18 protein-coding genes are annotated in these 22989 nt (G+C 62.9%); 7 read left to right on the forward strand and 11 right to left on the reverse strand.

Annotated elements, in window-relative coordinates; translation table 11 throughout:
- Positions 1 to 110: 110 nt before the first annotated feature.
- Positions 111 to 866, reverse strand: coding sequence for a Mut7-C RNAse domain-containing protein (locus PQQ53_RS03075; protein WP_408323260.1), 756 nt, complete (start codon positions 864 to 866; stop codon positions 111 to 113).
- A gap of 94 nt (positions 867 to 960) precedes the next feature.
- Between PQQ53_RS03075 and PQQ53_RS03080 the strand changes: the two genes are divergently transcribed.
- Positions 961 to 1830 (forward strand): NAD(P)-dependent oxidoreductase, encoded by an 870-nt coding sequence (locus PQQ53_RS03080; protein WP_408323261.1) that lies wholly within the window; start codon positions 961 to 963, stop codon positions 1828 to 1830.
- Between the two features lie 181 nt (positions 1831 to 2011).
- The gene (locus tag PQQ53_RS03085; protein WP_408140339.1) at positions 2012 to 2647 is read left to right on the forward strand and encodes a LysE family translocator; all 636 of its coding nucleotides are present in this window, start codon (positions 2012 to 2014) and stop codon (positions 2645 to 2647) included.
- A gap of 291 nt (positions 2648 to 2938) precedes the next feature.
- On the opposite strand, the gene PQQ53_RS03090 is transcribed toward PQQ53_RS03085, so the two are convergent.
- The 6 genes from PQQ53_RS03090 to PQQ53_RS03115 form a co-directional block, all read right to left on the reverse strand.
- Positions 2939 to 3763, reverse strand: coding sequence for an OmpW/AlkL family protein (locus tag PQQ53_RS03090; RefSeq protein WP_408152818.1), 825 nt, complete (start codon positions 3761 to 3763; stop codon positions 2939 to 2941).
- A 171-nt stretch (positions 3764 to 3934) separates the two neighbouring features.
- The gene (locus PQQ53_RS03095; RefSeq protein WP_408323262.1) at positions 3935 to 5182 is read right to left on the reverse strand and encodes a DUF2957 domain-containing protein; all 1248 of its coding nucleotides are present in this window, start codon (positions 5180 to 5182) and stop codon (positions 3935 to 3937) included.
- 100 nt (positions 5183 to 5282) lie between these two features.
- Positions 5283 to 6698 (reverse strand): DUF2957 domain-containing protein, encoded by a 1416-nt coding sequence (locus PQQ53_RS03100; RefSeq protein WP_408323263.1) that lies wholly within the window; start codon positions 6696 to 6698, stop codon positions 5283 to 5285.
- A 486-nt stretch (positions 6699 to 7184) separates the two neighbouring features.
- Positions 7185 to 8132, reverse strand: a complete 948-nt coding sequence (gene argC / locus PQQ53_RS03105) for an N-acetyl-gamma-glutamyl-phosphate reductase (protein WP_175165037.1) — start codon at positions 8130 to 8132, stop codon at positions 7185 to 7187.
- 189 nt (positions 8133 to 8321) lie between these two features.
- Positions 8322 to 8894 (reverse strand): flavodoxin family protein, encoded by a 573-nt coding sequence (locus PQQ53_RS03110; protein ID WP_408140346.1) that lies wholly within the window; start codon positions 8892 to 8894, stop codon positions 8322 to 8324.
- 202 nt (positions 8895 to 9096) lie between these two features.
- On the reverse strand, positions 9097 to 9696 hold the full coding sequence (locus PQQ53_RS03115) for a YbhB/YbcL family Raf kinase inhibitor-like protein (RefSeq protein WP_408140347.1): 600 nt from the start codon (positions 9694 to 9696) through the stop codon (positions 9097 to 9099).
- Positions 9697 to 9960: 264 nt separating this feature from the next.
- On the opposite strand from PQQ53_RS03115, the gene PQQ53_RS03120 reads away from it, so the two are divergent.
- Positions 9961 to 10650 carry a response regulator gene (locus PQQ53_RS03120; protein ID WP_408140410.1) on the forward strand — a complete coding sequence of 230 codons (690 nt, stop codon included), beginning with the start codon at positions 9961 to 9963 and terminating at the stop codon, positions 10648 to 10650.
- Between the two features lie 91 nt (positions 10651 to 10741).
- On the opposite strand, the gene PQQ53_RS03125 is transcribed toward PQQ53_RS03120, so the two are convergent.
- On the reverse strand, positions 10742 to 11428 hold the full coding sequence (locus tag PQQ53_RS03125; protein WP_042326936.1) for an orotate phosphoribosyltransferase: 687 nt from the start codon (positions 11426 to 11428) through the stop codon (positions 10742 to 10744).
- Between the two features lie 393 nt (positions 11429 to 11821).
- On the opposite strand from PQQ53_RS03125, the gene PQQ53_RS03130 reads away from it, so the two are divergent.
- Together PQQ53_RS03130 and PQQ53_RS03135 are read left to right on the forward strand one after the other, a co-directional pair.
- Positions 11822 to 13054: an MFS transporter gene (locus PQQ53_RS03130; protein WP_408140348.1), complete on the forward strand. Its 1233-nt coding sequence runs from the start codon at positions 11822 to 11824 to the stop codon at positions 13052 to 13054.
- A 326-nt stretch (positions 13055 to 13380) separates the two neighbouring features.
- Entirely contained in the window at positions 13381 to 15663 is a 2283-nt protein-coding gene (locus tag PQQ53_RS03135) for an NADP-dependent malic enzyme (protein WP_408140350.1), read from the forward strand.
- 215 nt (positions 15664 to 15878) lie between these two features.
- Here the strand turns inward: PQQ53_RS03135 and PQQ53_RS03140 are convergent, their stop codons facing one another.
- Positions 15879 to 19478 carry an indolepyruvate ferredoxin oxidoreductase family protein gene (locus tag PQQ53_RS03140; RefSeq protein WP_408323264.1) on the reverse strand — a complete coding sequence of 1200 codons (3600 nt, stop codon included), beginning with the start codon at positions 19476 to 19478 and terminating at the stop codon, positions 15879 to 15881.
- Between the two features lie 368 nt (positions 19479 to 19846).
- Here PQQ53_RS03140 and PQQ53_RS03145 point away from each other — a divergent pair, with 368 nt between their 5' ends.
- Positions 19847 to 20047 carry a hypothetical protein gene (locus PQQ53_RS03145; RefSeq protein ID WP_408323265.1) on the forward strand — a complete coding sequence of 67 codons (201 nt, stop codon included), beginning with the start codon at positions 19847 to 19849 and terminating at the stop codon, positions 20045 to 20047.
- A gap of 133 nt (positions 20048 to 20180) precedes the next feature.
- Here PQQ53_RS03145 and hppD read toward each other — a convergent pair whose 3' ends face one another.
- On the reverse strand, positions 20181 to 21278 hold the full coding sequence (gene hppD, locus PQQ53_RS03150; RefSeq protein WP_408140372.1) for a 4-hydroxyphenylpyruvate dioxygenase: 1098 nt from the start codon (positions 21276 to 21278) through the stop codon (positions 20181 to 20183).
- Positions 21279 to 21502: 224 nt separating this feature from the next.
- Between hppD and PQQ53_RS03155 the strand changes: the two genes are divergently transcribed.
- Positions 21503 to 22000, forward strand: a complete 498-nt coding sequence (locus PQQ53_RS03155) for an Lrp/AsnC family transcriptional regulator (RefSeq protein WP_175165046.1) — start codon at positions 21503 to 21505, stop codon at positions 21998 to 22000.
- Between the two features lie 84 nt (positions 22001 to 22084).
- On the opposite strand, the gene PQQ53_RS03160 is transcribed toward PQQ53_RS03155, so the two are convergent.
- Positions 22085 to 22753 (reverse strand): GNAT family N-acetyltransferase, encoded by a 669-nt coding sequence (locus PQQ53_RS03160; RefSeq protein ID WP_408140374.1) that lies wholly within the window; start codon positions 22751 to 22753, stop codon positions 22085 to 22087.
- Between the last annotated feature and the right edge of the window lie 236 nt (positions 22754 to 22989).

The following is a 22989-nucleotide window of genomic DNA, read 5'->3' on the forward strand; positions in this document are numbered from 1 at the left end:
AGGCGGCGCTCAGGGCGGGCAGCAGGCTCGCCGCAACCGATCGGCCGACGCGCGTGAGCCGCGAAAAGCAGGCGAGCATCAGAAGCCTCACCGCGAATCCCGAGCGATACTCAACCCGGCCGCTCCGGCGCAACCGCCACGCTGTCTATCAGCGCGCGCATCCTCTGCCAGTGCGTACCTTCCCAGAATACGCGCTGGCACACGTCGCATGTGACGAACTGGTCATGCCGCTCCAGCACGCCGTCGGGTGCGCGGGCGCCGACTTCCTCCTTGGCGATGCGCCGCAGCGGCGCATTGCACATCAGGCATAGACGGAACGGTTGCGCGCTGCCGGCCAGATCGAGCCGTTCGAAGACTTCGCGCAATTGCTCGCGCGGCTTGAGCGTGCGGACATAGCAGCCATGCGTGATGCTGCGGCGTTTGAGCAACTCACGGTCGCGTGTCAGCACGATGCGCTGTTGCGCGACGCAAAGCGCTTCGATATCGGCGTCGGGATAGTGGTTGTCGTATAGCGTGTCGAAGCCGGCTAACCGCAGCAGCGGCGCGAGGCCGCCGAGATGCGCATCGGCGATGAAACGCAGCACGCGCAGCGGCCGTTCGCGCACGCGCAGGAGCGGCTGGATGTCGAGCGCCTCGAACTTCGGATAAACGGCGACGCGGTCGCCGTCCACCAACGGATGATTGAAACCGACCGATTCGCCGTTCACCAGAATCAGTTCGACTTCGGTGTGCGGTACGCCGAGCGCTTCGATCATGTGCTTCGCGGTCGCGTTGGACGCGCAGGCGTAACTGAACGCGCGCCGGCGCAGCGGCCGGGCGAGAAAGTCGTTCAGCTCCTCATAGAAGCGGAATGTCGCGGTGACCATCGCAGCAGTATCGCACTGTGTTTTGTTGCGCGCTGCCCTGCACATGTCGCATGGGTGTGCTTTACTTCGAGTTCTTTAGAAGACGGAGCGACAGATGGACATCGGTTTTATCGGGCTCGGCGAGATGGGCGCCGTGATGGTTGCAAACATTTTGAAAGCCGGGCATCAGGTGCGCGTGTGGAACCGCTCGCCGGACCGGGCGCAGCCGCTTGCCGATCTCGGCGCGCGGGTTGTTGCGACGCCGGCTGAAGCGTTTGCAGGCGACGCGGTGTTCTCGATGCTGGCCGACGATAGTGCGTTGCGCGAGGTCATTACCGCCTCGCTGCTGGAGCACGCTCCGCGTGGCCTGATCCACGTGAACATGGCGACGATCTCGGTGGCGCTGGCCGAGGAACTGGCGACCGCACATGCGTCGCGTGGACTCCATTACGTGGCGGCGCCGGTGTTGGGGCGGCCCGATGTCGCGGCTGCGGGCAAACTGACGATCGTGGCCGGCGGTCCGGCCGAGGCGATCGACCGGGTTCAGCCGGTGTTCGACGTGATCGGCCAGAAAACCTGGCGCATCGGATCGCTGCCGCAACAGGCGAACGTGATGAAGCTCGCCGCGAATTTCATGCTCGGCGCGGCGATCGAGACGCTCGGTGAAGCGGCGGCGATGGTGACGGGGCATGGCCTCGCCATGCAGGATTTTCTCGATGTCATTACAAGCGGGCTCTTCACGGGTCCGGTGTATTCGGGCTACGGCAAGATGATCGCGGAGCAGCGCTTCGAGCCGGCGCTGTTCAAGGCGCGTCTCGGACTGAAGGATCTGCGCCTGGCGCTCGCCGCAGCCGATTCGGTGACGACGCCGATGCCGATCGCCAGCGTGGTGCGCGACAGTCTGATCGAAGCCGTCGCGCACGGCGACGGCGAGAAGGACTTCGCCGTACTGGGCCAGGTGGCGGCGCGGCGAGCCGGGCGTTAAAGAGCGGGGCGGCGGCGAGCGGGAAGCCCCTCGCTGCCTCTGCGGACGCAAACGCGGACGCAGATGCCGCACGGACACGGCCACATATGCAAACCGCAGCCGCATCCGGAGCCGCACCCGCACCCGCACCCGCACCCGGGCGGGCATAATACCCGCCCGATCCCAATCCGCATCGATTCTCATGACTCTGCATACCTGGTGGCTGTTTGTCGCCACCGTCTTCGTCGTTTCCGCGATTCCCGGTCCCAACATGCTGCTCGTGATGACGCACGGTGCCCAGCACGGCTTGCGCCGTTCCAGCGCGACCATGGCGGGCTGTCTGTCGGCGCTGGTGCTGATGCTCGCGGTGTCGGCGGCGGGGCTCGGCGTCGTTCTCGCGGCGTGGCCGGCCACGTTCAACGCGCTGCGCATGATCGGCGCGGCCTATCTCGTCTATCTGGGCATCAAGGCATGGCGCGCACCGGCTGACGAAGCCGCCGCCGATACCGTCGACGAACTCGCCGCCAGGCCCGCACGTTCGCGTTTCGCGCTGTTTCGCAACGGTTTTCTGGTGGCGAGCAGTAACCCGAAGGCCATCCTGTTCGCGGCCGCGCTGCTGCCGCAATTCATCGATGCCACGCAACCCAAGCTGCCGCAATTTGGCGTGCTCGTCGCGACCTTCGCGGCGATCGAGGTCAGCTGGTATCTGGTGTACGCGGGTTTCGGCAGCCGTATCGGCGCGAGACTGAAGAGCCGCAGCGTCGCGCGAATGTTCAATCGACTGACGGGCGGGGTGTTCATCGGCTTTGGAGCAATGATGGCACTGGTGCGCCATTAGGCAGGCGGCCCGGTCCACGCACTCGGGGAAAAAAGCCTCTCACAAGAATGTTGTATTTTAGCAACATCGAGGGTCAACCCTAATTTGCATGTTGCGACGCACCAAACTATTTGCTATAGTTTGTCTTGTCTCCTCCATGTCTCCTCTGATATGGATTCAGCCCGCCCACATAGGCGGGCTTTTTTTTGCCCAAAATTTGCCGGCGTCGCCTGTACCGAACGTCGCGCGGAAAAACAAAGCCGGCTGATCCGTTGCGGAGGATCCCCGGCTTTGTCATATGGGGCATAGAACTCAGAACCGGTACGAGATGGCCAGGAAGGAAATGATCGGATCGGCCTTCAGGTCCGCCTTCGACACCCCCAACTCCGTACCATCTGCCGCCTTGATGATGACCGACGACGTGGTCTTCAGCGGAATGTAGGTGACCGAGGCCACGAGACCCCAGTGATCGGTGATGTTGTACGCGAGACCCGCATTGAACACCGGCGCCCATGACGACGACGCCTTTGCAGACACCTGCGTCTGCCCCGGCTTGCCGGCGCCCGCGGCCAGCACAGCGCCGAGGTTGTTCTGAGTCGACTTGACGAAGTTGTCGCTGAGCTGGACATCGGAGAACCAGTTGTACGACACGCCGATGCCGACGAACGGCCGGAACTTCGCCGTCGGCGAGTTGAAGTAGTACTGGAACATCAGCGCCGGGCTCCACTGGCGCACGCTCTTCACGATCGGATTGGCCTGCGGATCACCCAGATCCTGCTGACCGAGCGCGCCCGCCGGTCCCGGCGGCTTGATAACGCCGTGCCCGTAGATCTTGAAGACGGGCGGCACGCCCGCCACCGTCGTCACCGCGATGTGGTCGGTGAGGTAGTGGCTGAAAACGAGACCCACGGTATCGGCGTTATTGGTCGACAAGCCCGTGCCGGCCGACGTGAACGAACTCGGCAGGCGCAGCGGCGTGTTGATCGGCGTCGGCGCGACGTGGGTGGTGAGCGGCGTGCTCGAATCCTGCGGCATCACGTGGAACCAGCCGAGCACGGCGACGTTGTCGCCCGCATGCTGGGCGTACGCACTGGCCGACAGCAGCGTGGCCAGCAACGCGAGACAGATCTTCTTCATGTTTTTCTCCTCAGACGCTCGTGCGGCGCCTCGCACGCGACGAGCGGCCGCGGGCTGTCGGCCCGGACAGGGCGCTGGATGGTCGTGGGGCGATGGCTGCCGCGCCGCGTGTGCGCGCGGCAGCCGGAATGCGAACGCCGCGCGGCGCACGGGCGGCGCATGCTGAGCCCGCTACTGGACGAAGGCGCCGATCGTGAAGTACGGCGAGGCCGCGTTGGTCAGATCGAGGTAGCCGAACACAGCGCCCGTGAAGATCATCTTTCCGGTCGGCGCGGTGCCGGTCGAAGCGCCCACATGCGTGGTCGTCACGACGCCCGGCACGGTTTGCGTGAAGTCCAGATTCAGCGCGGTCGCGAGCGAGGCCTGCGAGGCGTTGAACGGATCCAGCAGCGTGGCCTCGGTGCCTTCGAGCGCGGTGGTGCGGTAATCGAACTGGCTATCCACGCCGATGTACTCACCGTTCTGCGAGTTCACCGCGATCGTGTTTTGCGGCGACAGGATCGAGATGCCCGATTCGTCGTCGGCATAGGGGCCGAGCGCGTCGTTTTGCGGCACGGTGATCGACGAGTTCGCGGCGCCGGCGCGCACGAGGATCGGCACCAGCTGGTTGCGCAGTTTGCCGACGATCATGTAACCGCGGGCTTTCGGCGTGGTCGCGAGCGTCGGTTTCGCCTGGCCGAGGAAGTTGTTGGTCTGGAACGCGCCGCTGCCGTCGGCCGCCGGAGCGAAATTGCCGCCCGGTTGCTGGCAGGTGCCGGCGTTGATGCCGGAGTTGTCGCACTCGCTCCAGGTGCCGTCCGCGTTGATCGTGATCTTCGAATCGACCGCGACCGGCGCGAAGTTTTGCGACGGCACCTGGTGGTAGCCAAGCTGGTTGTAGGTGCCGGCGACGTTCGCGAGATTCGTTTCAATCGACGAGAAGCCGATGAACGGGTAATACGGGAAGGTGGTATCGGGCACCGCGCCCACCCCGAGAATCCCGCCGAACGAAATCTCCGCGCCGGGAATCGTGCCGCCCGCCACCCCTTCGCCGATGAAAATCCGCGCCGGCCGGTTCGGGTCGAGACTCGCGCCGTTCAGGCGGAACGCGCACTGGTTGAGCTTGTTGGTCGGCAGCAGGGTTTCCTGCGTCAGCGTGCCGCTCGCGGTTTGGCCGGCGCGAGTCGGGACGACGGTGCCGGGGGTGGCGGGGATCGGCGACTCGATGTAATTGACCTGCCACGTCATCCTGGTCGTATCGAGTTGCAACTTGACCAGTTCGCCGTCACCGCCGCCGCCCGTGAACACGGTGCCGTAATCGAGCGACGCAGGACACAGACGGACTTCCGTCACCGGCCCATCACCGCCGCCTCCACCACCACCGCACGCCCCCAGCAACGGTGCAGCAAAAGCGAGCACCGAAAGGATTCTCCAATTCATACCGCCTCCAGAATTTTCTCGTTGTAGGTGGCCGGCTCCCAGTCCAGCCACGTCTTGCTTTGTGTTTTGCCCGCGCCGCGCACGGCCGGCTCATTGCGCGTCACTTGCTGATCTGCGCGCCGATGCCGAAGTAGGGCGTGCTCGGCGTATCCGCGTTGGCCGAGGTCGGCGCGATGCCGCCGTTCTCCGTGCCCTGGATGGCGATGGCATAGAGGCCGCCCGACGCAATCGCGAAGCCGGCGCCACTGCCCTGCACGCCGACCAGGCCGGGGCTCTGCAGACCGTAGGTCAAACCGAAGTGGTCTTCGGGCGCGGAAGTCGACGGGTTGATGAACGTGCCGACGGCGCCCTGGATCAAGGTCGCGGTGTTCCTGAAATTCGAGTCGGCGCCCGCGTAGCCGCCGTCGAAACCGCCGGAGGCAAGCGGCGTGGCCGCAGCGAGCATGGCGATGCCGGATTCGTCGTCGACCTTCGCGTCGAGGTGGAATGGAGCGGTGCCGAGATTGATGGAGCCCGTGCGCACGACCAGCGGCATGGTCGCGCCGTTGATCTGGCCGAGAATCATGTGCGCGGTCGCCGACTTGCCGCTCGCGCCGATGAGCGGCAACTGGAATTGCGGCACGATCTGCGGCGCGAGCTGGCTGTCGAAATAGCCATTGCTGTTCAGCGTCAGCGGATTGCCGGTCGTCAGACAACCACCGGCGTTCGGCGAGTAGTTCGGATTGGCGGTATTGCTGCTCGTGCAGGCGCCGCTCGCGTCGAAGGTTTCGACCGTGTTGGTCGCGACCGTCGCATAGTTGCCCGACGGCGCGAGGTGATACAGCAAGCCGTTGTACGTGCCGGCCAGTTTGGTGAGGTCGGTCGTCGTGCTGGCAAAGCCGAGGAACGGATAGAAGTCGAAGTGGCGGCTCGGCACCTTGCCGATGCCCGAGCCGACGAGCGGAATAGTCAGCCCGTCGAACTGGACCGTTGCGCCCGGGATGCCGCCGCCTGCGACGCCGAGGCCGACGAGGATCATCGGCGGATTGGGGTTGTTGACGAAGTCCGGCGTGGTGTAGGGCTGGCCGTCGCCGGGTGCGGTGCCGGTGCCCGCGCCGAGAATGAACGCACAGCGCGTTTGTTCGGCGGTCGGCAGCGCGCCGGCCGGCGGGTGGATCACCGCGCCGGTGATTCGCGTGCCGGCGCGGGTCGGAGTGACCTGACCCGTGCGCAACGGAATCGGCGATTCGAGCCACTTCAGCGTGTACGTCATCGCCGTCGCGTCGATGTTCACCTGGACGACTTCACCGCTTCCCGCTCCACCCAGATAGGTGGTTTTGACGATGTCGGCGGTAGCGGGGCACAACGCGGCCGCGCTGGTGCCCGTGGGGGGCGGCCCCTGCACGCCGCAACTCGCGCCGGAGCATTGCGGCGTGTCGATCGTGCCTGGACTGTCGGCCTTGCCGCCACCGCAAGCGACGAGTAATGGCGCTGTGGCAAGGGCCATTGCGAGGCCGAGATTAATGGCGTTCGACATACCGCTGTCTCCATTCATGTAATTGTGCGAAGTAATTTCGCTGCGCGGTTAATCGATGTCAATTGAATGAGCCGTCTAAAAAGACCGATTCAAACAGCGCGAATTTCGGCGCGTACGCACTGCGCGGACACTTGCGGCCCTTTTAAACAAAAAAGCAATTTTCGCGAATGGGACGACGCCGTTGCTTCCTCGCACGCCCTTGATGGGCAGGCGTTACGGCAAAAAGGCTCTATCATCTTCGAACGACCGTTCGAGAAAAAATCAGGTATTTCCCTAGGCGGAAAACTATGCGGGGTGAACGAATTGGAGGAATGAATTACCGGTAGTCGAAAGCGCTGCGATTTTTCTTTTTTAAGAAATGCGGACTCGTACCGATCGCGCTTGCGATGAGAATTAACGGGAGTGTTTTTAAAGCAAAAAAGCCGGTCTTTGCAGACCGGCTTTTCGATGGGGACGACGGCGAATTGCCGTCGATACCGCGTTTATTCAGCGTTTCAAGCCGCTTTCTTCGGCCGCGCCGATGGCGAGATTCATACACTGGATCGCCGCGCCCGATGCGCCCTTGCCCAGATTGTCCAGTCGCGCGACGGTCACGAAGCGTTCTTCGTTGCCGAACACGAACAGGTCGACACGGTTGGTGTCGTTGTTCGCCTGCACGTCGAAAAAGCCGCTGTCCAGGTTCGCGTCCGCATCGAACGGTGCGACGCGCACGAAGGCTTCGCCCGCGTAGTACTCGGCGAACAGCGCCTGCACGTCTTGCGGCGTGGCTTTTTTCGCCAACTGATTCGGCGAGAAGAACGTGGTGACGGCAAGACCCTTGTAGAAGTCGCCGACGATCGGCGTGAAGATCGGCGCCGAAGTCAGACCCGTGTGCGCCGCCATTTCCGGCAGATGCTTGTGCGTGAGGCCGAGCGCATAGGGACGCGGGCTCTTGAGCTTGTCGTTGCCGCCGGCTTCGTAGTCGGCAATCATCTTCTTGCCGCCGCCGCTATAGCCGGTGATCGAATAAGCGTGCGCGGCGAAGTCGGCCGCGACCACACCGGCTTCGACGAGCGGACGCATTGCCAGCACGAAGGCCGACGCGTGGCAGCCAGGCACGGCGATGCGCTTGGCCGTACGCAGACGCTCGCGTTGCGTACGGGCCAGTTCGGGCAGGCCGTACGCCCAGTCGGCGGAGGTGCGAAACGCGGTGCTCGCGTCGATCAGCACGGTGCGATCGTTGGCGACCAGCGAAGCGGATTCGCGCGACGCGACATCGGGCAGGCACAGGAACGTGACGTCCGACGCATTGATGAGACGGCGGCGCTCTTCGAGGTCTTTGCGCTTCGCTTCTTCGATACGCAGGATCTCCACGTCGGCGCGTTGCGACAGGTACTCAAAAATCTTCAGGCCGGTCGTGCCTTCCTGTCCGTCGACAAAAACTTTCGTGCTCATCTCGATCTCACTCGCTTGCTGGAAACAGGGGCGCGACGCCGCGCCGGAACGCTATTTTAAGACCTCATGGCGGCGGACGTGCGACACGGGGCGAAAAAAACGACGATGCGCGCCGAACGTGACATCGGCGTGACCTGTTGTGCGGTAGATGCCAGCCGATGCCACCCGGTTCGCGACAGAGGACGCACGCTAGCCCTGCGCGGCGATCCACCGTGCCGTGACGCCGGCAACGCGGGCGCCGAACATCCGCGCCGTTTCCAGATCGCCGGCGGGCGGCGCCTCTTCCGGCGACGCGTCGGCCGGCGACTGCGTGAGCAGGCCAGTCGAGCCGCCCACGTAGTTCAGATCGTTGCGGGTCGCCGCCTTGGTGTTCGACGGCATCATACCGGTGCCCGCCCAGATCATGCCGTGTTGCATCGCGAGCGTGACGAAGTACTGGATCGTCGAGAACTTGTCGCCGTTCATGGTCGCCGAGTTGGTGAAGCCGGCCGCGATCTTGTCTTTCCACGTTTGGCCGAACCACGGCTTCGAACTCGCATCGGCGAATTTCTTGAAGTCCGCCGACGGACCGCCCATGTAGGTCGGCGCGCCGAAGATGATGGCGTCGGCCTCGGCCAGTTCGGCCCAGGTCGCGTCGTCGATTTCGCCAACCGGCAAAAGCCGGGCCTGCGCGCCCGCTTCGATGGTGCCCGCGAGCACGGCTTCCGCGACCTTCTTCGTGTGGCCGTAGCCGCTGTGATAAACGATGACGATCTTCGACATGAGGTTCTCCGGCAGTAGTGAAACAGGATGGGATCAGGCGCGGCCATGGTGCGCCGGGAGCCGCGCGCACCGCCTCGCCGCACATTAACGTGCGCGCATGACAGAAATTCCGCGCGCGCGGCATGTCGATGCAAACCGTACGCCAATCTGCATGAGCTCGCCGCGTCGCTGCGTTTCGATCCGACGAACCCGTCGGACGACGCTACCGCCCGTAAGTGACCACCATCCGCGCACTACCGAGCGAGGCCGTGCCGATTTCGTGATCGAACATCAGCGCCGGACGCCCTTGCGCGAGGCGCAGGTCGGCGGTGCTCAGTGCATAAACAGTCACGATGTAGCGATGCGGTTTGCCCGGCGGTGGACAGGGGCCGCCATAGCCGTCGGTATCGAAGTCGTTGCGCGCCTCGACCGCGCCGAGTTTAGTAAGGAACCCGGAGGAACTCGCATTCTCGGGCAAGTTGTCGACCTTCGCCGGAATGCCGGCGACCGCCCAATGCCACCAGCCGCGGCCCGGCGCATCCTGATCGAACATGGTGATCGCGAAACTGCGCGTGCCTGGCGGCGCGTCGCGCCACGTCAATTGCGGTGAACGGTTGCCGCCTTTGCAGTCGGCCTGATTGAAAACCTGTGCGGCTTCCACCTTGCCGTTATGGAAACTGGCGCTCGTCAGCGTGAATGTGGCCTCGGCGAACGCGCGCGGACTATGCATCATGAATAGAGCCAGCCCCAGCGTCGCGCAGGTGAAGAACGGCGTACGGTACAGCGGTAAAGCAAGCGAAACAACCAGGCAACGCGAGCGCATGTGCCGGTTCTCCTGTCAGGGCGCGAGGCGCTTGTCCTCGCGATGGTTGTTGTCCTTAATCGTGCCCCAAGGTCGAATCAAGTCTAACATTAGCTCTGCGATACATCATTGTTGCCACGCTGCGGCATTTGCGAAGGGGAAATCGGCTATAGTCGGAGGAATCGCCCGCGCGACACCGGCGCCGCGTTCTCATTCCTGTGAGTACCAAGACAGAAAGACATGGTAGAAGTTGTGGAGAGTGGTTTACCAATCAAAAGGAGGGCGATGCTTGATCCACTCAAGGTCGTAGTCGCCGACGATCACCCGGTCATTCTGTTCGGTGCGGAGCACGCGCTGCTCAAGTTTCCGGGGATGGAAGTCGTCGGTCGTGCGCGGCAGTCAACTGAGCTGGTCAAGATGTTGCAAACCGCGCCCTGCGACGTGCTCGTTACGGATCTGGCGATGCCCGGCGGCCAGTATGGCGACGGGCTGCAGTTGATCGGCTATCTGCGTCGCAATTTCCCGGACCTTCCCATTGTCGTGCTCACCATGCTGGAAAATGCAGCACTGCTGAAACGGTTGAGGGAGCTTGGCGTGACGTCTGTCGTCCATAAATCGGACGATTTGAGCCACATTGGTCTCGCGGTGCAACATGTCAGCCGCAACCTCGAGTATATGAGCCCGTCGGTGAAGGCGGTGCTGGATGCGCTACGCATGAATTCCGGCGGCAAGAGCGATGACGTCATGCTGTCCAAACGCGAACTGGAAGTGGTGCGTCTATTCGTATCGGGCATGACGATCAAGGAAATCTCCGAGCAGCTCAACCGCAGCATCAAGACGATCAGCACTCAGAAAAACGCGGCGATGCGCAAGCTCGGCATCGATCGCGATTCCGAATTGTTCCAGTATGCGCAGAGCAACGGCTTGCTGAATCTGTCGTCGCCCGCACCGGGCGATCCCGGCCACAAAGCTTAGCGCCGAGTAAACAAAAAGCCGCCTGTCGTGAGACAGGCGGCTTTTTCAATTCAGACGGCTAGAACGTCGGCGCTAACGCAGAGTTTGCCGCTTACTGCGGCGTCGCGTTCGCGCCGCCATGCGCTGCCGACCATTCAGCGGGCGCGTGCAGGAATTTTTCCACTTCGTCGAGCGTCTTGGTGTCGAAGTATTTGTTTTCCTTGGCGACGCGCAAGACGTCCCACCACGTGGCCAGCGCGTGCAGATCGACGTCGATGTCTTTCAGCACCGACACGCTTTCCTTGAAGATGTTGTAGTGGAACAGCACGAAGCAGTGATTCACCGTGGCGCCGGCGGTGCGCAGCGCGTTGATGAAGTTGATCTTGCTGCGGCTGTCGGTGGTCAGGTCTTCAACCAGCAGCACGCGCTGACCTTCGGTCAGCAGGCCCTCGATCTGCGCGTTGCGGCCGAAACCCTTCGGCTTCTTGCGCACGTATTGCATCGGCACCATGAGGCGGTCGGACAGCCATGCCGCGAACGGGATGCCTGCGGTTTCGCCACCGGCGACGGCGTCGATCTGCTCATAGCCGACGTCGCGCAGGATAGTGGCTTCGGCCATTTCCATCAGGCCACGGCGCACGCGCGGATACGAAATCAGCTTGCGGCAGTCGATATAAACCGGGCTCGCCCAGCCGGACGTGAAAATGTACGGTTTCTCCGCGTTGAAGTGCACTGCCTGAACTTCCAGCAGCATTTTTGCGGTCGTGTCGGAGATCGTCTGGCGATCGAAGCCTGTCATGGGCGGGATCCTTGGGTATGAGCGGGAGAAGCGGGCGCGCGGCCCGGTGGCGCAGCAAGCGAGGTATGCCGCGCCATGCTGGGCGGAATACGCTGCCGGTCAGTGGCGCCTGTCGTGGACAAAGGCCGGTTTTTGCTGCGCGCGTAGGCCGACATTTTACCTGAAATGGACCCTTCGGACGAGGCCGTCGTGCGCGGCTAGCGCGAATGGCGGTCATAGCGGCCGCGCCAGGCAGGCGTTGCGGGCCATGCCAGGGGCGGGCTGTCGATTCTGCGCAGGAGCACGGCCGCCGCATTTTGGTCTGGCTTGTGAGCAACCAGGGGCGCCTTTACACTCACGCGAATTTCTCGGGCGCCGCCTCGCGCTCCCCCTCTGACCTACGGAATGCTTTCAATGACTGCCGCCGCCCCCGCTACCGACACCCGTGCCCCCGCGAAAAATGGTTATGCGGGCCGCGCGCTGCTCGCGTCGGCGCTGGGTTATGCGATGGACGGCTTCGATCTGCTGATCCTCGGTTTCATGCTGCCGGTGATCGCCGCCGACCTGCATCTGACCTCCACCCAGGCCGGCTCGCTCGTCACATGGACGCTGATCGGCGCCGTCGCGGGCGGTCTGATCTTCGGTGTGCTGAGCGACTATTTCGGTCGCGTGCGGATGCTGACCTGGACGATCCTGCTGTTCGCCGTCTTCACCGGCTTGTGCGCGCTGGCGCAGGGCTATACGGACCTGCTGGTGTACCGGACCATCGCCGGCATTGGGCTCGGCGGCGAATTCGGCATCGGCATGGCGCTGGTGGCCGAAGCGTGGCCGGCGTCGCAGCGGGCGCGTGCATCGTCGTATGTCGGGCTCGGCTGGCAGGCCGGCGTGCTGGCGGCCGCTTTGTTGACCCCATTGCTATTGCCGGTGATCGGCTGGCGCGGCATGTTCGCCCTCGGACTGCTGCCCGCCGTCGTCTCGTTCTTCGTGCGGCGCCGCGTCGAGGAGCCGGCGCTCTTCAACGAGCGCGTGGCGCGCGGCATGCGCAAGTTGCCGTTCAAACTGCTGGTCGCCGATGGTCGCACCACGCGCGCCAGCATCGGTGTGGCGATCCTATGTTCGGTGCAGAACTTCGGCTATTACGGTCTCATGATCTGGCTTCCGAGCTATCTGTCGCAGACCTTCGGCTATTCGCTGACCAAGTCCGGCATCTGGACCGCGGCGACGATACTCGGCATGGCGAGCGGCATCTGGCTGTTCGGCATCGCGGCCGATCGCTTCGGCCGCAAGCCGACTTTTCTGTTCTACCAGGCGGGTGCCGTGGTGATGGTGTTCGTCTACGCGCACCTGAGCACGCCCATGGCTCTGTTGTTCGGCGGCGCGGCGATGGGCGTGTTCGTCAATGGAATGATCGGCGGTTACGGCGCGCTGATTTCCGAGCTCTATCCGACCGATGCGCGCGCCACCGCCCAGAACGTGCTGTTCAACGTCGGCCGGGCGGTCGGCGGGTTTGGGCCGGTGGTGGTGGGCGCATTGGCCGCACGTTATTCGTTCGGCGCGGCGCTTGCCTTGCTCGCGTCGATCTATCTGCTCGACATCTTCGCGACACTTTTTCTGATTCCCGAACGACGCGGCGCCGAGCTCGAATGAGCGTGACGGGCCGCCATGGCCTGCGTATCACGTGCGGACGACAAACCGCGCAATGCGTGCGGCGCCGCAGCATCGCCAGCCCTTGTTTCGCCGATGGCGAGTCGTGTTAACCACTCAGTGCATCGACGCATGCGGGGTGTACACTAACCGGCCCGCGAAGCACTCCGTATCGTCCTCGCATTGCCCTGTTCGTCGTCGCGGTTCAACGTCACGCCTACCCGGCGCATGCGCAAAACCGCCTCGGTCGGTGCTTCATTCGACAGATGCAGGCGACGCCGGCTGTGCGGTGTGCCGGGCCCAATTTCTTACGTCTCGCAGGCCAAAAAATGGACGAACAACTTAAGCAAAGCGCTCTCGCATACCACCAGAATCCGAAACCCGGCAAGATTTCGGTTACGCCCACCAAGCCGCTATCGAATCAGCTCGATCTGTCGCTCGCGTATTCGCCGGGTGTCGCCGCAGCCTGCATGGCGATCTACGACGAACCGCTCGACGCGCAGAAGTACACGTCGCGCGGCAACCTGGTCGGCGTGATCACAAATGGCACAGCCGTGCTCGGCCTCGGCAACATCGGCCCGCTCGCCGCGAAGCCGGTGATGGAAGGCAAGGGTTGCCTGTTCAAGAAGTTCGCCGGCATCGATGTGTTCGACATCGAACTTTCCGAGACCGATCCGGACAAGCTGGTTGAAGCGATCGCGATGCTCGAGCCCACGCTCGGCGGCATCAATCTCGAAGACATCAAGGCGCCGGAGTGCTTCTACATCGAGAAGAAGCTGCGTGAGCGCATGAAGATCCCCGTCTTCCACGACGATCAGCACGGCACGGCGATCATCGCGTCGGCGGCGATCCTGAACGGCCTGAAAGTGGTCGGCAAGAAGCTCGACGAAGTGAAGCTGGTGTGTTCGGGCGCGGGCGCGGCAGCCATCGCCTGTCTGGATCTGCTGGTGAATCTCGGTCTGTCGAAGAAGAACATTCTCGTCACCGATTCCAAGGGCGTGATCTACGAAGGCCGCGGCAATCTCGATCCGTCGAAGGAGCGCTACGCGGCGAACACCGAAGCGCGCACGCTGGCCGACGCGATTCGCGGCGCCGACGTGTTCCTCGGCTGCTCGAGCGCCGGCGTGCTGAAGCCGGAAATGGTCGCCGAAATGGGCACCCAGCCGCTGATTCTGGCGCTGGCGAATCCCGAGCCGGAAATCCGCCCGGAAGAAGCGAAGAAGGTCCGCCCGGACTGCATCATCGCGACGGGCCGTTCGGACTATCCGAACCAGGTCAACAACGTGCTGTGCTTCCCGTTCATCTTCCGTGGCGCGCTGGATGTCGGCGCAACCACGATCACCGAAGAAATGAAGCTCGCATGCGTGCGCGCGATTGCCGAGCTGGCCGAGGAAACCGATCAGGGCGATGAAGTCGCGAAGGCGTACGAAGGCCACTCGCTGGAATTCGGCCCGGAATACCTGATTCCGAAGCCGTTCGATCCGCGCCTGATCATCAAGATCGCACCGGCTGTTGCGCAGGCTGCGATGGATTCGGGCGTCGCGACCCGTCCGATCAAGGACATGGACGCGTACCGCGAAGAACTCGGCACGACTGTCTATCGCACCGGCATGGTGATGCGCCCGGTGTTCGCGGCGGCGAAGTCGGAGCCGGCGCGCATCGTGTTCGCCGAAGGTGAAGACGAGCGCGTGCTGCGCGCCGCGCAATTCGTGCTGCTCGAAAAGATCGCCAAGCCGATTCTGGTGGGCCGTCCGTCGGTGATCGAGATGCGTCTGAAGAAGATGGGCTCGAAGCTCAAGTGCGGTGAAGACGTCGAGATCGTCGATCCGGAAGACGATCCGCGCTATCAGAAATGCTGGCAGGCGTACCACGAACTCGGCGCGCGCGAAGGCGTCACGCCGGACGTCGCGAAGGCCGCGATGCGCAAGTTCAACACGCTGATCGGGGCGATCCTCGTGCGCCTCGGCGAAGCCGACGGCATGATCTGCGGGATGATCGGCCAGTACCACACGCACCTGAAGTTCATCGAGCAGGTGCTGGGCAAGGCGGACAACGTGCAGAACTTCGCCGCGATGAACCTGCTGATGCTGCCGGGCCGCAATCTGTTCATCTGCGACACCTACGTGAACGAAACGCCGACCGCCGAACAACTCGCCGACATGACGATGCTGGCTTCGCGTGAAATCGAGAAGTTCGGTATCACGCCGAAGGTCGCGTTGCTGTCGAATTCGAACTTCGGCAGCGCGCCGTCTTCGTCGTCGCAACGCATGGCCGCGGCGCGCAAGCTGATTGCCGAACGCGCGCCGACGCTGGAAATCGACGGGGAGATGCACGGCGACGCCGCATTGTCGGAAGTGGTCCGCAAGGCTGCGTTCCCGGGCACGACGCTGACCGGCGAAGCGAACCTGCTGATCATGCCGAACGTCGAAGCGGCGAACATCGCCTACAACCTGCTGAAGATGGTCGGCGGCGAAGGCGTGACGGTCGGTCCGTTCCTGCTCGGCGCGGAAAAGCCGGTGCATGTGCTGACGCCCGCTGCGACGGTGCGCCGGATCATCAACATGACGGCGGTGGCTTCGGCAAACGCGCGCAAACCGGTGAACGCGAAGTAATGCGGATGGCCTGAAGGTTGAAGCGGGGCGCGCGCCAAGGCCTGCGCTGCCGCGAACTGACGGGAAGAACGCCACGGAAGTGATTCCGTGGCGTTTTTTTATCGTGGGCAAAATCGCAGACAAAAAAAAGGCGGTGGTCCGTGAGGGCCTCCGCCTTTTCAATTTCCGACCCGGACTGATGAACCGGTCAAGCGATCAAACTTGCGCTGTCACGCTCACGCCGCATGTTGCGTCTTGCCCGCCTCCGGCGAGCGCCAGCGCGTCAGCAACTCGTTCCATTTGATTCGCACGCCCTTCAGGTTGTTTTCCTTCACGTGCCCATAACCGCGGATGCCGTCGGGCAGATTCGCCAGTTCTAGCGCCAGCTCACGGTTCTGCGCGCTCAGCCCGCCGATCAGTTCGCGCACCAGCGCTTGGTACTCGACGATCAGCGCGCGTTCGGTACGACGCTCCTCCGTCTTGCCAAACACGTCGAACGCGGTGCCGCGCAGGAACTTGAGTTTGGCGAGCACGTGCATCGCGCTGAAGACCCACGGGCCGTACTTCTTCTTCACCAGATGGCCCTGCGCGTCCTTCTTCGAAAACGTCGGCGGCGCGAGGTGGATGTGCAGCTTCCAGTCGCCTTCGAAATTCGCCTTCAGTTTTTCGATGAACGCCGGGTCGCTGTAGAGACGCGCGACCTCGTACTCATCCTTGTACGCCATCAGCTTGTGCAGATTCTTCGCGACCGCCTCGGTCAGCGGCAACTGGCCGTCGACCGAGTCGAGTGCCGCTTCCGCTTCCCGCACCTCCGACACCAGCGCGCGATAACGCTCGGCATACGCGCGGTTTTGCCACGCAGCGAGGTAGTCGGCGCGTTTGTCGATCAGCGTGTCGAGCGCCTTCGGCGTATGCAGCGCGATGATCTTGCTGCTCGCCGTTTCCGCCGCCGCGCCGCGTCCCTGCGATTGCACGAGCTTGCGCACCGCGGCCAGATCGTGCGCGGCGCGCCGGCCCCATTCGAAGGCCGCGCGGTTCTTCTCGATCTGCACGTTGTTCAACTCGATCGCGCGCATCAGCGACTGATACGTGAGCGGCACCCAGCCCCGCTGCCACGCGTAGCCGAGCACGAACGGGTTCGTGTAGATCGCATCGCCGAGCAGGGCGAGCGCGAAATGATTTGCGTCGACCGTAGCGACGCCGTCGTCGCCGGCGCCGGCGCGCACGTCGGCTTCCGTGCTGGCGCCAGGGAAGCGCCAGTTCGGATTCTTGATCAGCTCGGCAGTCGGCGTATGCGCGCTGTTCAACACCACGCGCGTGCGGCCCGCCTGCATCCGCGACACGCATTCGTCGCTGGCGGTGACGATCGCATCGCAGCCGATCACGAGACTCGCTTCGCCCATCGCGATGCGGGTCGCGTGGATGTCGGCGGGGTTCGTCGCGATCTGCACGTGGCTCATCACGGCGCCGCCTTTTTGCGCGAGGCCGGTGACGTCGAGCACGGTGACGCCCTTGTTCTCCAGATGCGCGGCCATGCCGAGCAGTGCGCCGATCGTCACGACGCCCGTGCCGCCGACGCCCGTGACCAGCACGCCATAAGGACGGTCGATGGACGGCAGTTCCGGTTCCGGCACCGGCGGCATCGCGTCGCCGCCGACGCCCGAAGCCGCCTTCGGCTTGCGCAACTGACCGCCTTCAACGGAGACGAAGCTCGGGCAGAAGCCGTTCACGCACGAGAAGTCCTTGTTGCAGGTCGACTGGTTGATCTGGCGTTTGGTGCCGTACTCGGTATCGAGCGGTTCGACGGACAAACAGTTCGACTTCACCGAGCAATCGCCGCAGCCTTCGCACACGGCCTCGTTGATCACGACGCGCCGCGCCGGGTCCGGATACGTGCCGCGTTTGCGGCGGCGGCGCTTCTCGGTGGCGCAGGTCTGGTCGTAGATCAGGATCGTGGTGCCGGGAATTTCGCGCAGCTGACGCTGCACTTCGTCGAGCTTGTCGCGATGGTGGATGTCGATGCCCGGTGCGAGGCCGACATTCGCCGAATACTTTTCCGGCTGATCGGTGACGATCACGATTTTCGTCGCGCCTTCGGCGGCGAGCTGATGCGTGATCTGCGGCACGGTGAGCACACCGTCTACAGGTTGGCCGCCGGTCATAGCAACCGCGTCGTTATAAAGCAGCTTGTAGGTGATGTTCGCCTTCGACGCGATCGCCGCGCGAATCGCCAGCAGGCCGGAGTGGAAGTAGGTGCCGTCGCCGAGATTGGCGAACACGTGCTTGTCGTTGCTGAACGGCGCCTGGCCGATCCACGCGACGCCTTCGCCGCCCATCTGGCTGAACGTGCTGGTGCTGCGGTCCATCCACACCGTCATGTAATGGCAACCGATGCCGGCCATCGCACGCGAGCCTTCCGGCACATTGGTCGACGTGTTGTGCGGGCAGCCCGAGCAGAACCACGGTTTGCGTTCGGCTTCCACGCGCGGGCGTGCGAGTGCCTTTTCCTTCGCTTCGATCAAGGCGATGCGCGCGGCAATGCGCGCGCGTACGTCCGATGGAAGATCGAACTTGTCGAGCCGCGTGGCGATCGCTTTGGCGATGATCGCTGGGGAAAGTTCGTAATGCGCCGGCAGCAGCCAGTTGCCCATCGGCACCGACCATTCGCCGCCTGCGCCATCCTTCTCGTCGAACTTGCCGAATACGCGTGGACGCTGTGCGTCGGGCCAGTTGTATAGCTCTTCCTTGATCGCGTATTCGAGAATCTGGCGCTTCTCTTCGACCACCAGGATTTCGTCGAGACCGCGCGCGAACGCCTGTGCGCCTTGCGCTTCGAGCGGCCAGACGCAGCCGACCTTGTAGAGCCGGATGCCGATGCGCGAACAGGTTTCGTCATCGAGACCGAGGTCGGTCAGCGCCTGACGCACGTCGAGATAGGCCTTGCCGCCGGTCATGATGCCGAAGCGCGCATGCGGCGAATCGATTTCGACACGGTCCAGCTTGTTCGCGCGCACGTAGGCAAGCGCGGCGTACCACTTGTAGTCGAGCAGACGCGCTTCCTGCACCAGCGGCGGATCGGGCCAGCGGATATTCAGGCCGCCGTCGGGCATCGCGAAGTCCTCCGGCAGGATGATCTTTGTGCGGTGCGGGTCGATATCCACCGAAGCGGACGATTCGACTACGTCGGTCACGCACTTCATCGCGACCCACAGGCCCGAGTAGCGGCTCATCGCCCAGCCGTGCAGACCGAAGTCGAGATACTCCTGCACGTTCGACGGAAACAGCACCGGCAGGCCGCATGCCTTGAAGATGTGCTCGGACTGATGCGCGAGCGTCGAGGATTTGGCCGCGTGGTCGTCGCCGGCGAGGACGAGGACGCCGCCGTGGCGCGCGGAGCCGGCCGAATTGCCGTGCTTGAAGACGTCGCCGGTGCGATCGACGCCCGGTCCCTTGCCGTACCACATGGAGAACACGCCGTCGTATTTGGCGCTCGGGTACAGGTTGACCTGCTGCGAACCCCAGACGGCGGTGGCCGCGAGGTCTTCGTTGACGCCGGGCTGGAACACGACCCGATGCGCGGCGAGATGCTGCTTCGCCTTCCACAAAGATTGGTCGAGTCCGCCGAGTGGCGACCCACGGTAGCCGGAGATGAAGCCGGCGGTATTGAGTCCGGCGGCCTTGTCGCGTTCCTGTTGCAGCATCGGCAGACGCACCAGCGCCTGAATGCCGCTCATGTACGCGCGGCCGCGTTCGAGGGTGTATTTATCGTCGAGCGTGACGGAAGACAACGCGGCTTCGAGCGAGGCTCGCTGACCTGCGTCTAGCGGGGCATTCATTATGTGTACTCCTCCACTCAGTTTGGGATCACCAAAACTTTTTTGGGCCGTGGCATCTTGTGAATGCGAAGGGCCGGGGCCGTCATATTGACGTGTTTCAGGTGATGGTAGCACTGGTGGAAACCCGCCGCAGCATGCCAAAAAGGCGTGCCACAAGGGGCTTCGCGGATGCGTGCGAGATCTCTCCATGCGTCTTGGGTTCGCCTGGCCTCACGTTGCGAACCCGCCTGTAACAAGCTGTAAAAGCTACAAATTCACGGAACCGCAGTTCAAATTCCTGTCTAACCCCCACCTGTGAGCAATGTCTGCGTAACGCTCCGCATTCGGTGGAGCTTCAGGACAACAGGGCAGTTAGAAAAGGAGTACGCATGAACACTAGAAACATCCAGACCTTCCTGATGGTCTCAGCAGCCTTCTTCGCCATGAGCGCGCCGGTGCGCTCGAACCCGGGCAGCGCAGGGGCGCTCTCGAACGCGATGAGCCGGACGGCGCAAGTTGCGCCCGCGAGCATCGCCATGGACCGCCTCTCGCGTTCCTCGAAAGCGGACGAGGGAAACCAGAATTCGTGACGCGCCGCTGAAGCGGTGTGTTGGTTGATAACCGATCGTTGTCTCATTGACTTTCACTCGAGGCAACGGCGCAAATGAAAAGGGCGAGGATCTTGCGATCCTCGCCCTTTTCATTTCTGCTTGTGTGTTGCGATCAGACTTTGTCCTGCACCACGCCGCGGCGAATCTGATCCAGTTCGATCGATTCGAACAGCGCCTTGAAGTTGCCCTCGCCGAAGCCCTGGTTGCCCTTGCGCTGAATGATCTCGAAGAAGATCGGGCCGATCTGGTTTTCGGTGAAGATCTGCAGCAGCAGGTCTTCCGGCGCGCCGTCGATCAGGATCTTGCGCTTCTTGAGTTCGTCGAGCGGCTCGCCATGATTCGGCACGCGGCGATCGACGAGTTCGTAGTAAGTGTCGATCGTGTCGAGCAACGAAATGTTCGCTGCGCGCAGGCCGTCCACCGTGCGGTAAATGTCGTTGGTGCCGAGCGCGATGTGCTGAATGCCTTCGCCGTGATACGCATCCAGATACTCCTGAATCTGGCCGGCCGTTTCCGAGCCTTCTTCGTTGATCGGAATCCGGATCTTGCCGCACGGCGAAGTCATCGCCTTCGACTTCACGCCCGTCACCTTGCCTTCGATGTCGAAGTAACGCACTTCGCGGAAGTTGAACAGGCGCTCGTAAAACTCCGCCCATTCCTGCATGCGGCCGCGATGCACGTTGTGCGTCAGATGGTCGATGTAGGTCAGGCCGTGCCCGACCGGATTCGGGTTCGCGCCGGCAATGGGTTCGAAGTCGACGTCGTAAATGTCGATGTTGCCGATGCTGTTCGGCTGCGCGCCGTTCTTGCCGCGCCAGCGGTCGACGAAATAGATCAGCGAGTCGCCGATGCCTTTGATCGCCGGGATGTTCAGCTCCATCGGGCCGGTCTTGTTGTCGAAGCCCCATGCGCCTTTTTCCAGCGCCTGCCTGTAGGCTTTGGCCGCGTCCTGAACACGAAACGCGATCGCGCAGATCGACGGGCCATGCAGCCGTGCGAAGCGCTGCGCGAATGAATCCGGCTCCCCGTTGACGATGAAATTGATCTCGCCCTGGCGATACAACGTCACGTCTTTATGACGATGCCGCGCGACGGCGGTGAAGCCCATCTGTTCGAAGAGTTTGCCGAGCGCTTTCGGGTCCGGCGCGGTGTATTCGATGAATTCGAAACCGTCGGTGCCGACCGGATTGTCCCAGGTTGAAACCTGCATTGTCTGTCTCCTGTCGACCGGAGCCGGCGCCTTAGCGCCTGACTCGGGTCCCATGCAAGATGATTGATGTGCGCCGGCGCGTTGCGCGAACGCGGATGGGTGATTGAGTGCGACCGAATGAAGCAAGTGTAAAGTCCGCCGCGAGACGAAAACTTGCGAATTTAATCGCACGTCGATACGCTTGAGCCATTTTCTATCCGGTTTTGTGAGAGAGGCGGCAGAAAATGGCCAAGGTTGAGATCGATGCCATCGACAGGCGCATTCTGGCGATCCTTCAGGAGAATGGCCGGTTGTCGAATCAGGAGATTGCCGAGCGCGTCAATCTCTCGCCGAGCCCGTGTCTGCGGCGTATTCGTCGGCTGGAAGAGAGCGGCGTCATTCGCGGCTATGTCGCCTTGCTCGATGCGCAGCATCTCGGCCTTGGCTTGCTCGCTTATGTGAATGTGCGGCTGGAAAAGCGCGGCGGTTCGGCGCCCAGTCCGCGTGGCGATGCCACGCATGCCGATCTGTTTCGTGCGGCGGTCCAGGCGTGGCCGGAGGTGGTCGCGTGTCATGCCATGACGGGCGACATGGATTATCTGTTGCGGGTCCAGGTGGAGGACATGGCGCACTTTTCGCGCTTTGTGCAGGATCAGTTGCTGCACCATCCGTCGGTGATCGACGTGAAAACGAGCTTCGCGCTTGAAAAGTTCAAAGAGACGACTGCACTGCCGATCTTGTGAACGTGGAGCTATGGGTAGGCAGCAGGCAAACAAAAAGGGCGGCCGTATGGCTGCCCTTTGTCATTTCGCCGAAGCCCAAGCTTTTCAGGCTGCGGCGGCCGTCGGCAGGAACGACTCGAACAACCTGGACGCATGACGCGCCTGGCGCTTGAGCGCGTAGTCGAACACGGCGGCCTGCTCCTGCAGCATCTCAGCGATGATGCTCGACTGATCCGCCGGCAACAGCGTCAGATAAGCGTCTGCTTCGCCGTACGCGTACTCGATCTTCATGCCCGCCTTCTTCGCGATGTGCATCATCGTGGTGTTGCGCGCGAGGCAGTGGATGTACAGCACCGTGACGTGCGTGTTGCGGCTGCGGATGGCGGCGCGCTCGAAAAGCTTCGAGCCGATACCCTGGCCGCGCACGCTTTCCAGCACCGACACGCCAAATTCGGCGGTGCGCTTGTCGCCTTCGGCGGGCAGATAGGCGAGGTGACCGACGCCGGTGAGTTCCAGCTTGCTGTTGAACACGCCGAAAACAGTGTCGCGCGTGAAGTCGATTGCGCGGACGTAGTTTTCAATGACGTGGTCCGGCACGATCTGGCCGAAGCGCAGAAGACGGTCGTCTTCGTCGAGCGCGAGGAAGTGGGTCAACAACCGTTCGCGATCGGCGGCCGTGAGTTCACGGACCAGAGCAGGTGCGCGGCCAGCTGGCAGCGATGCGCGATCGTGCGGGACGATCGGCTCGGCGGCGCGGGGGGGCATCATGTTCATGGTCGGGTTCTCCTTTTGATCAAGCGGCTTGGTGCGCCGCAAAATCTATTTTAGCGGAAACCGGAGTCTCTCACTAGGGAAAACCCGTATCAAAATCTGAAGAGAATGCCTTAAAAGCTTGCGCCCTATTTTTAGTTAATTGATTTAAAAGGAAAAATTAAATTGAACGAGCGTTCGTGGTGCGCATGCCACAGCTCAGGTTTCCCGCAGCGGGTTGTCCTGAGTATTGCTGCTAT

Source organism: Paraburkholderia strydomiana (genome assembly GCF_046030495.1).
GTDB lineage: Bacteria > Pseudomonadota > Gammaproteobacteria > Burkholderiales > Burkholderiaceae > Paraburkholderia > Paraburkholderia strydomiana_A.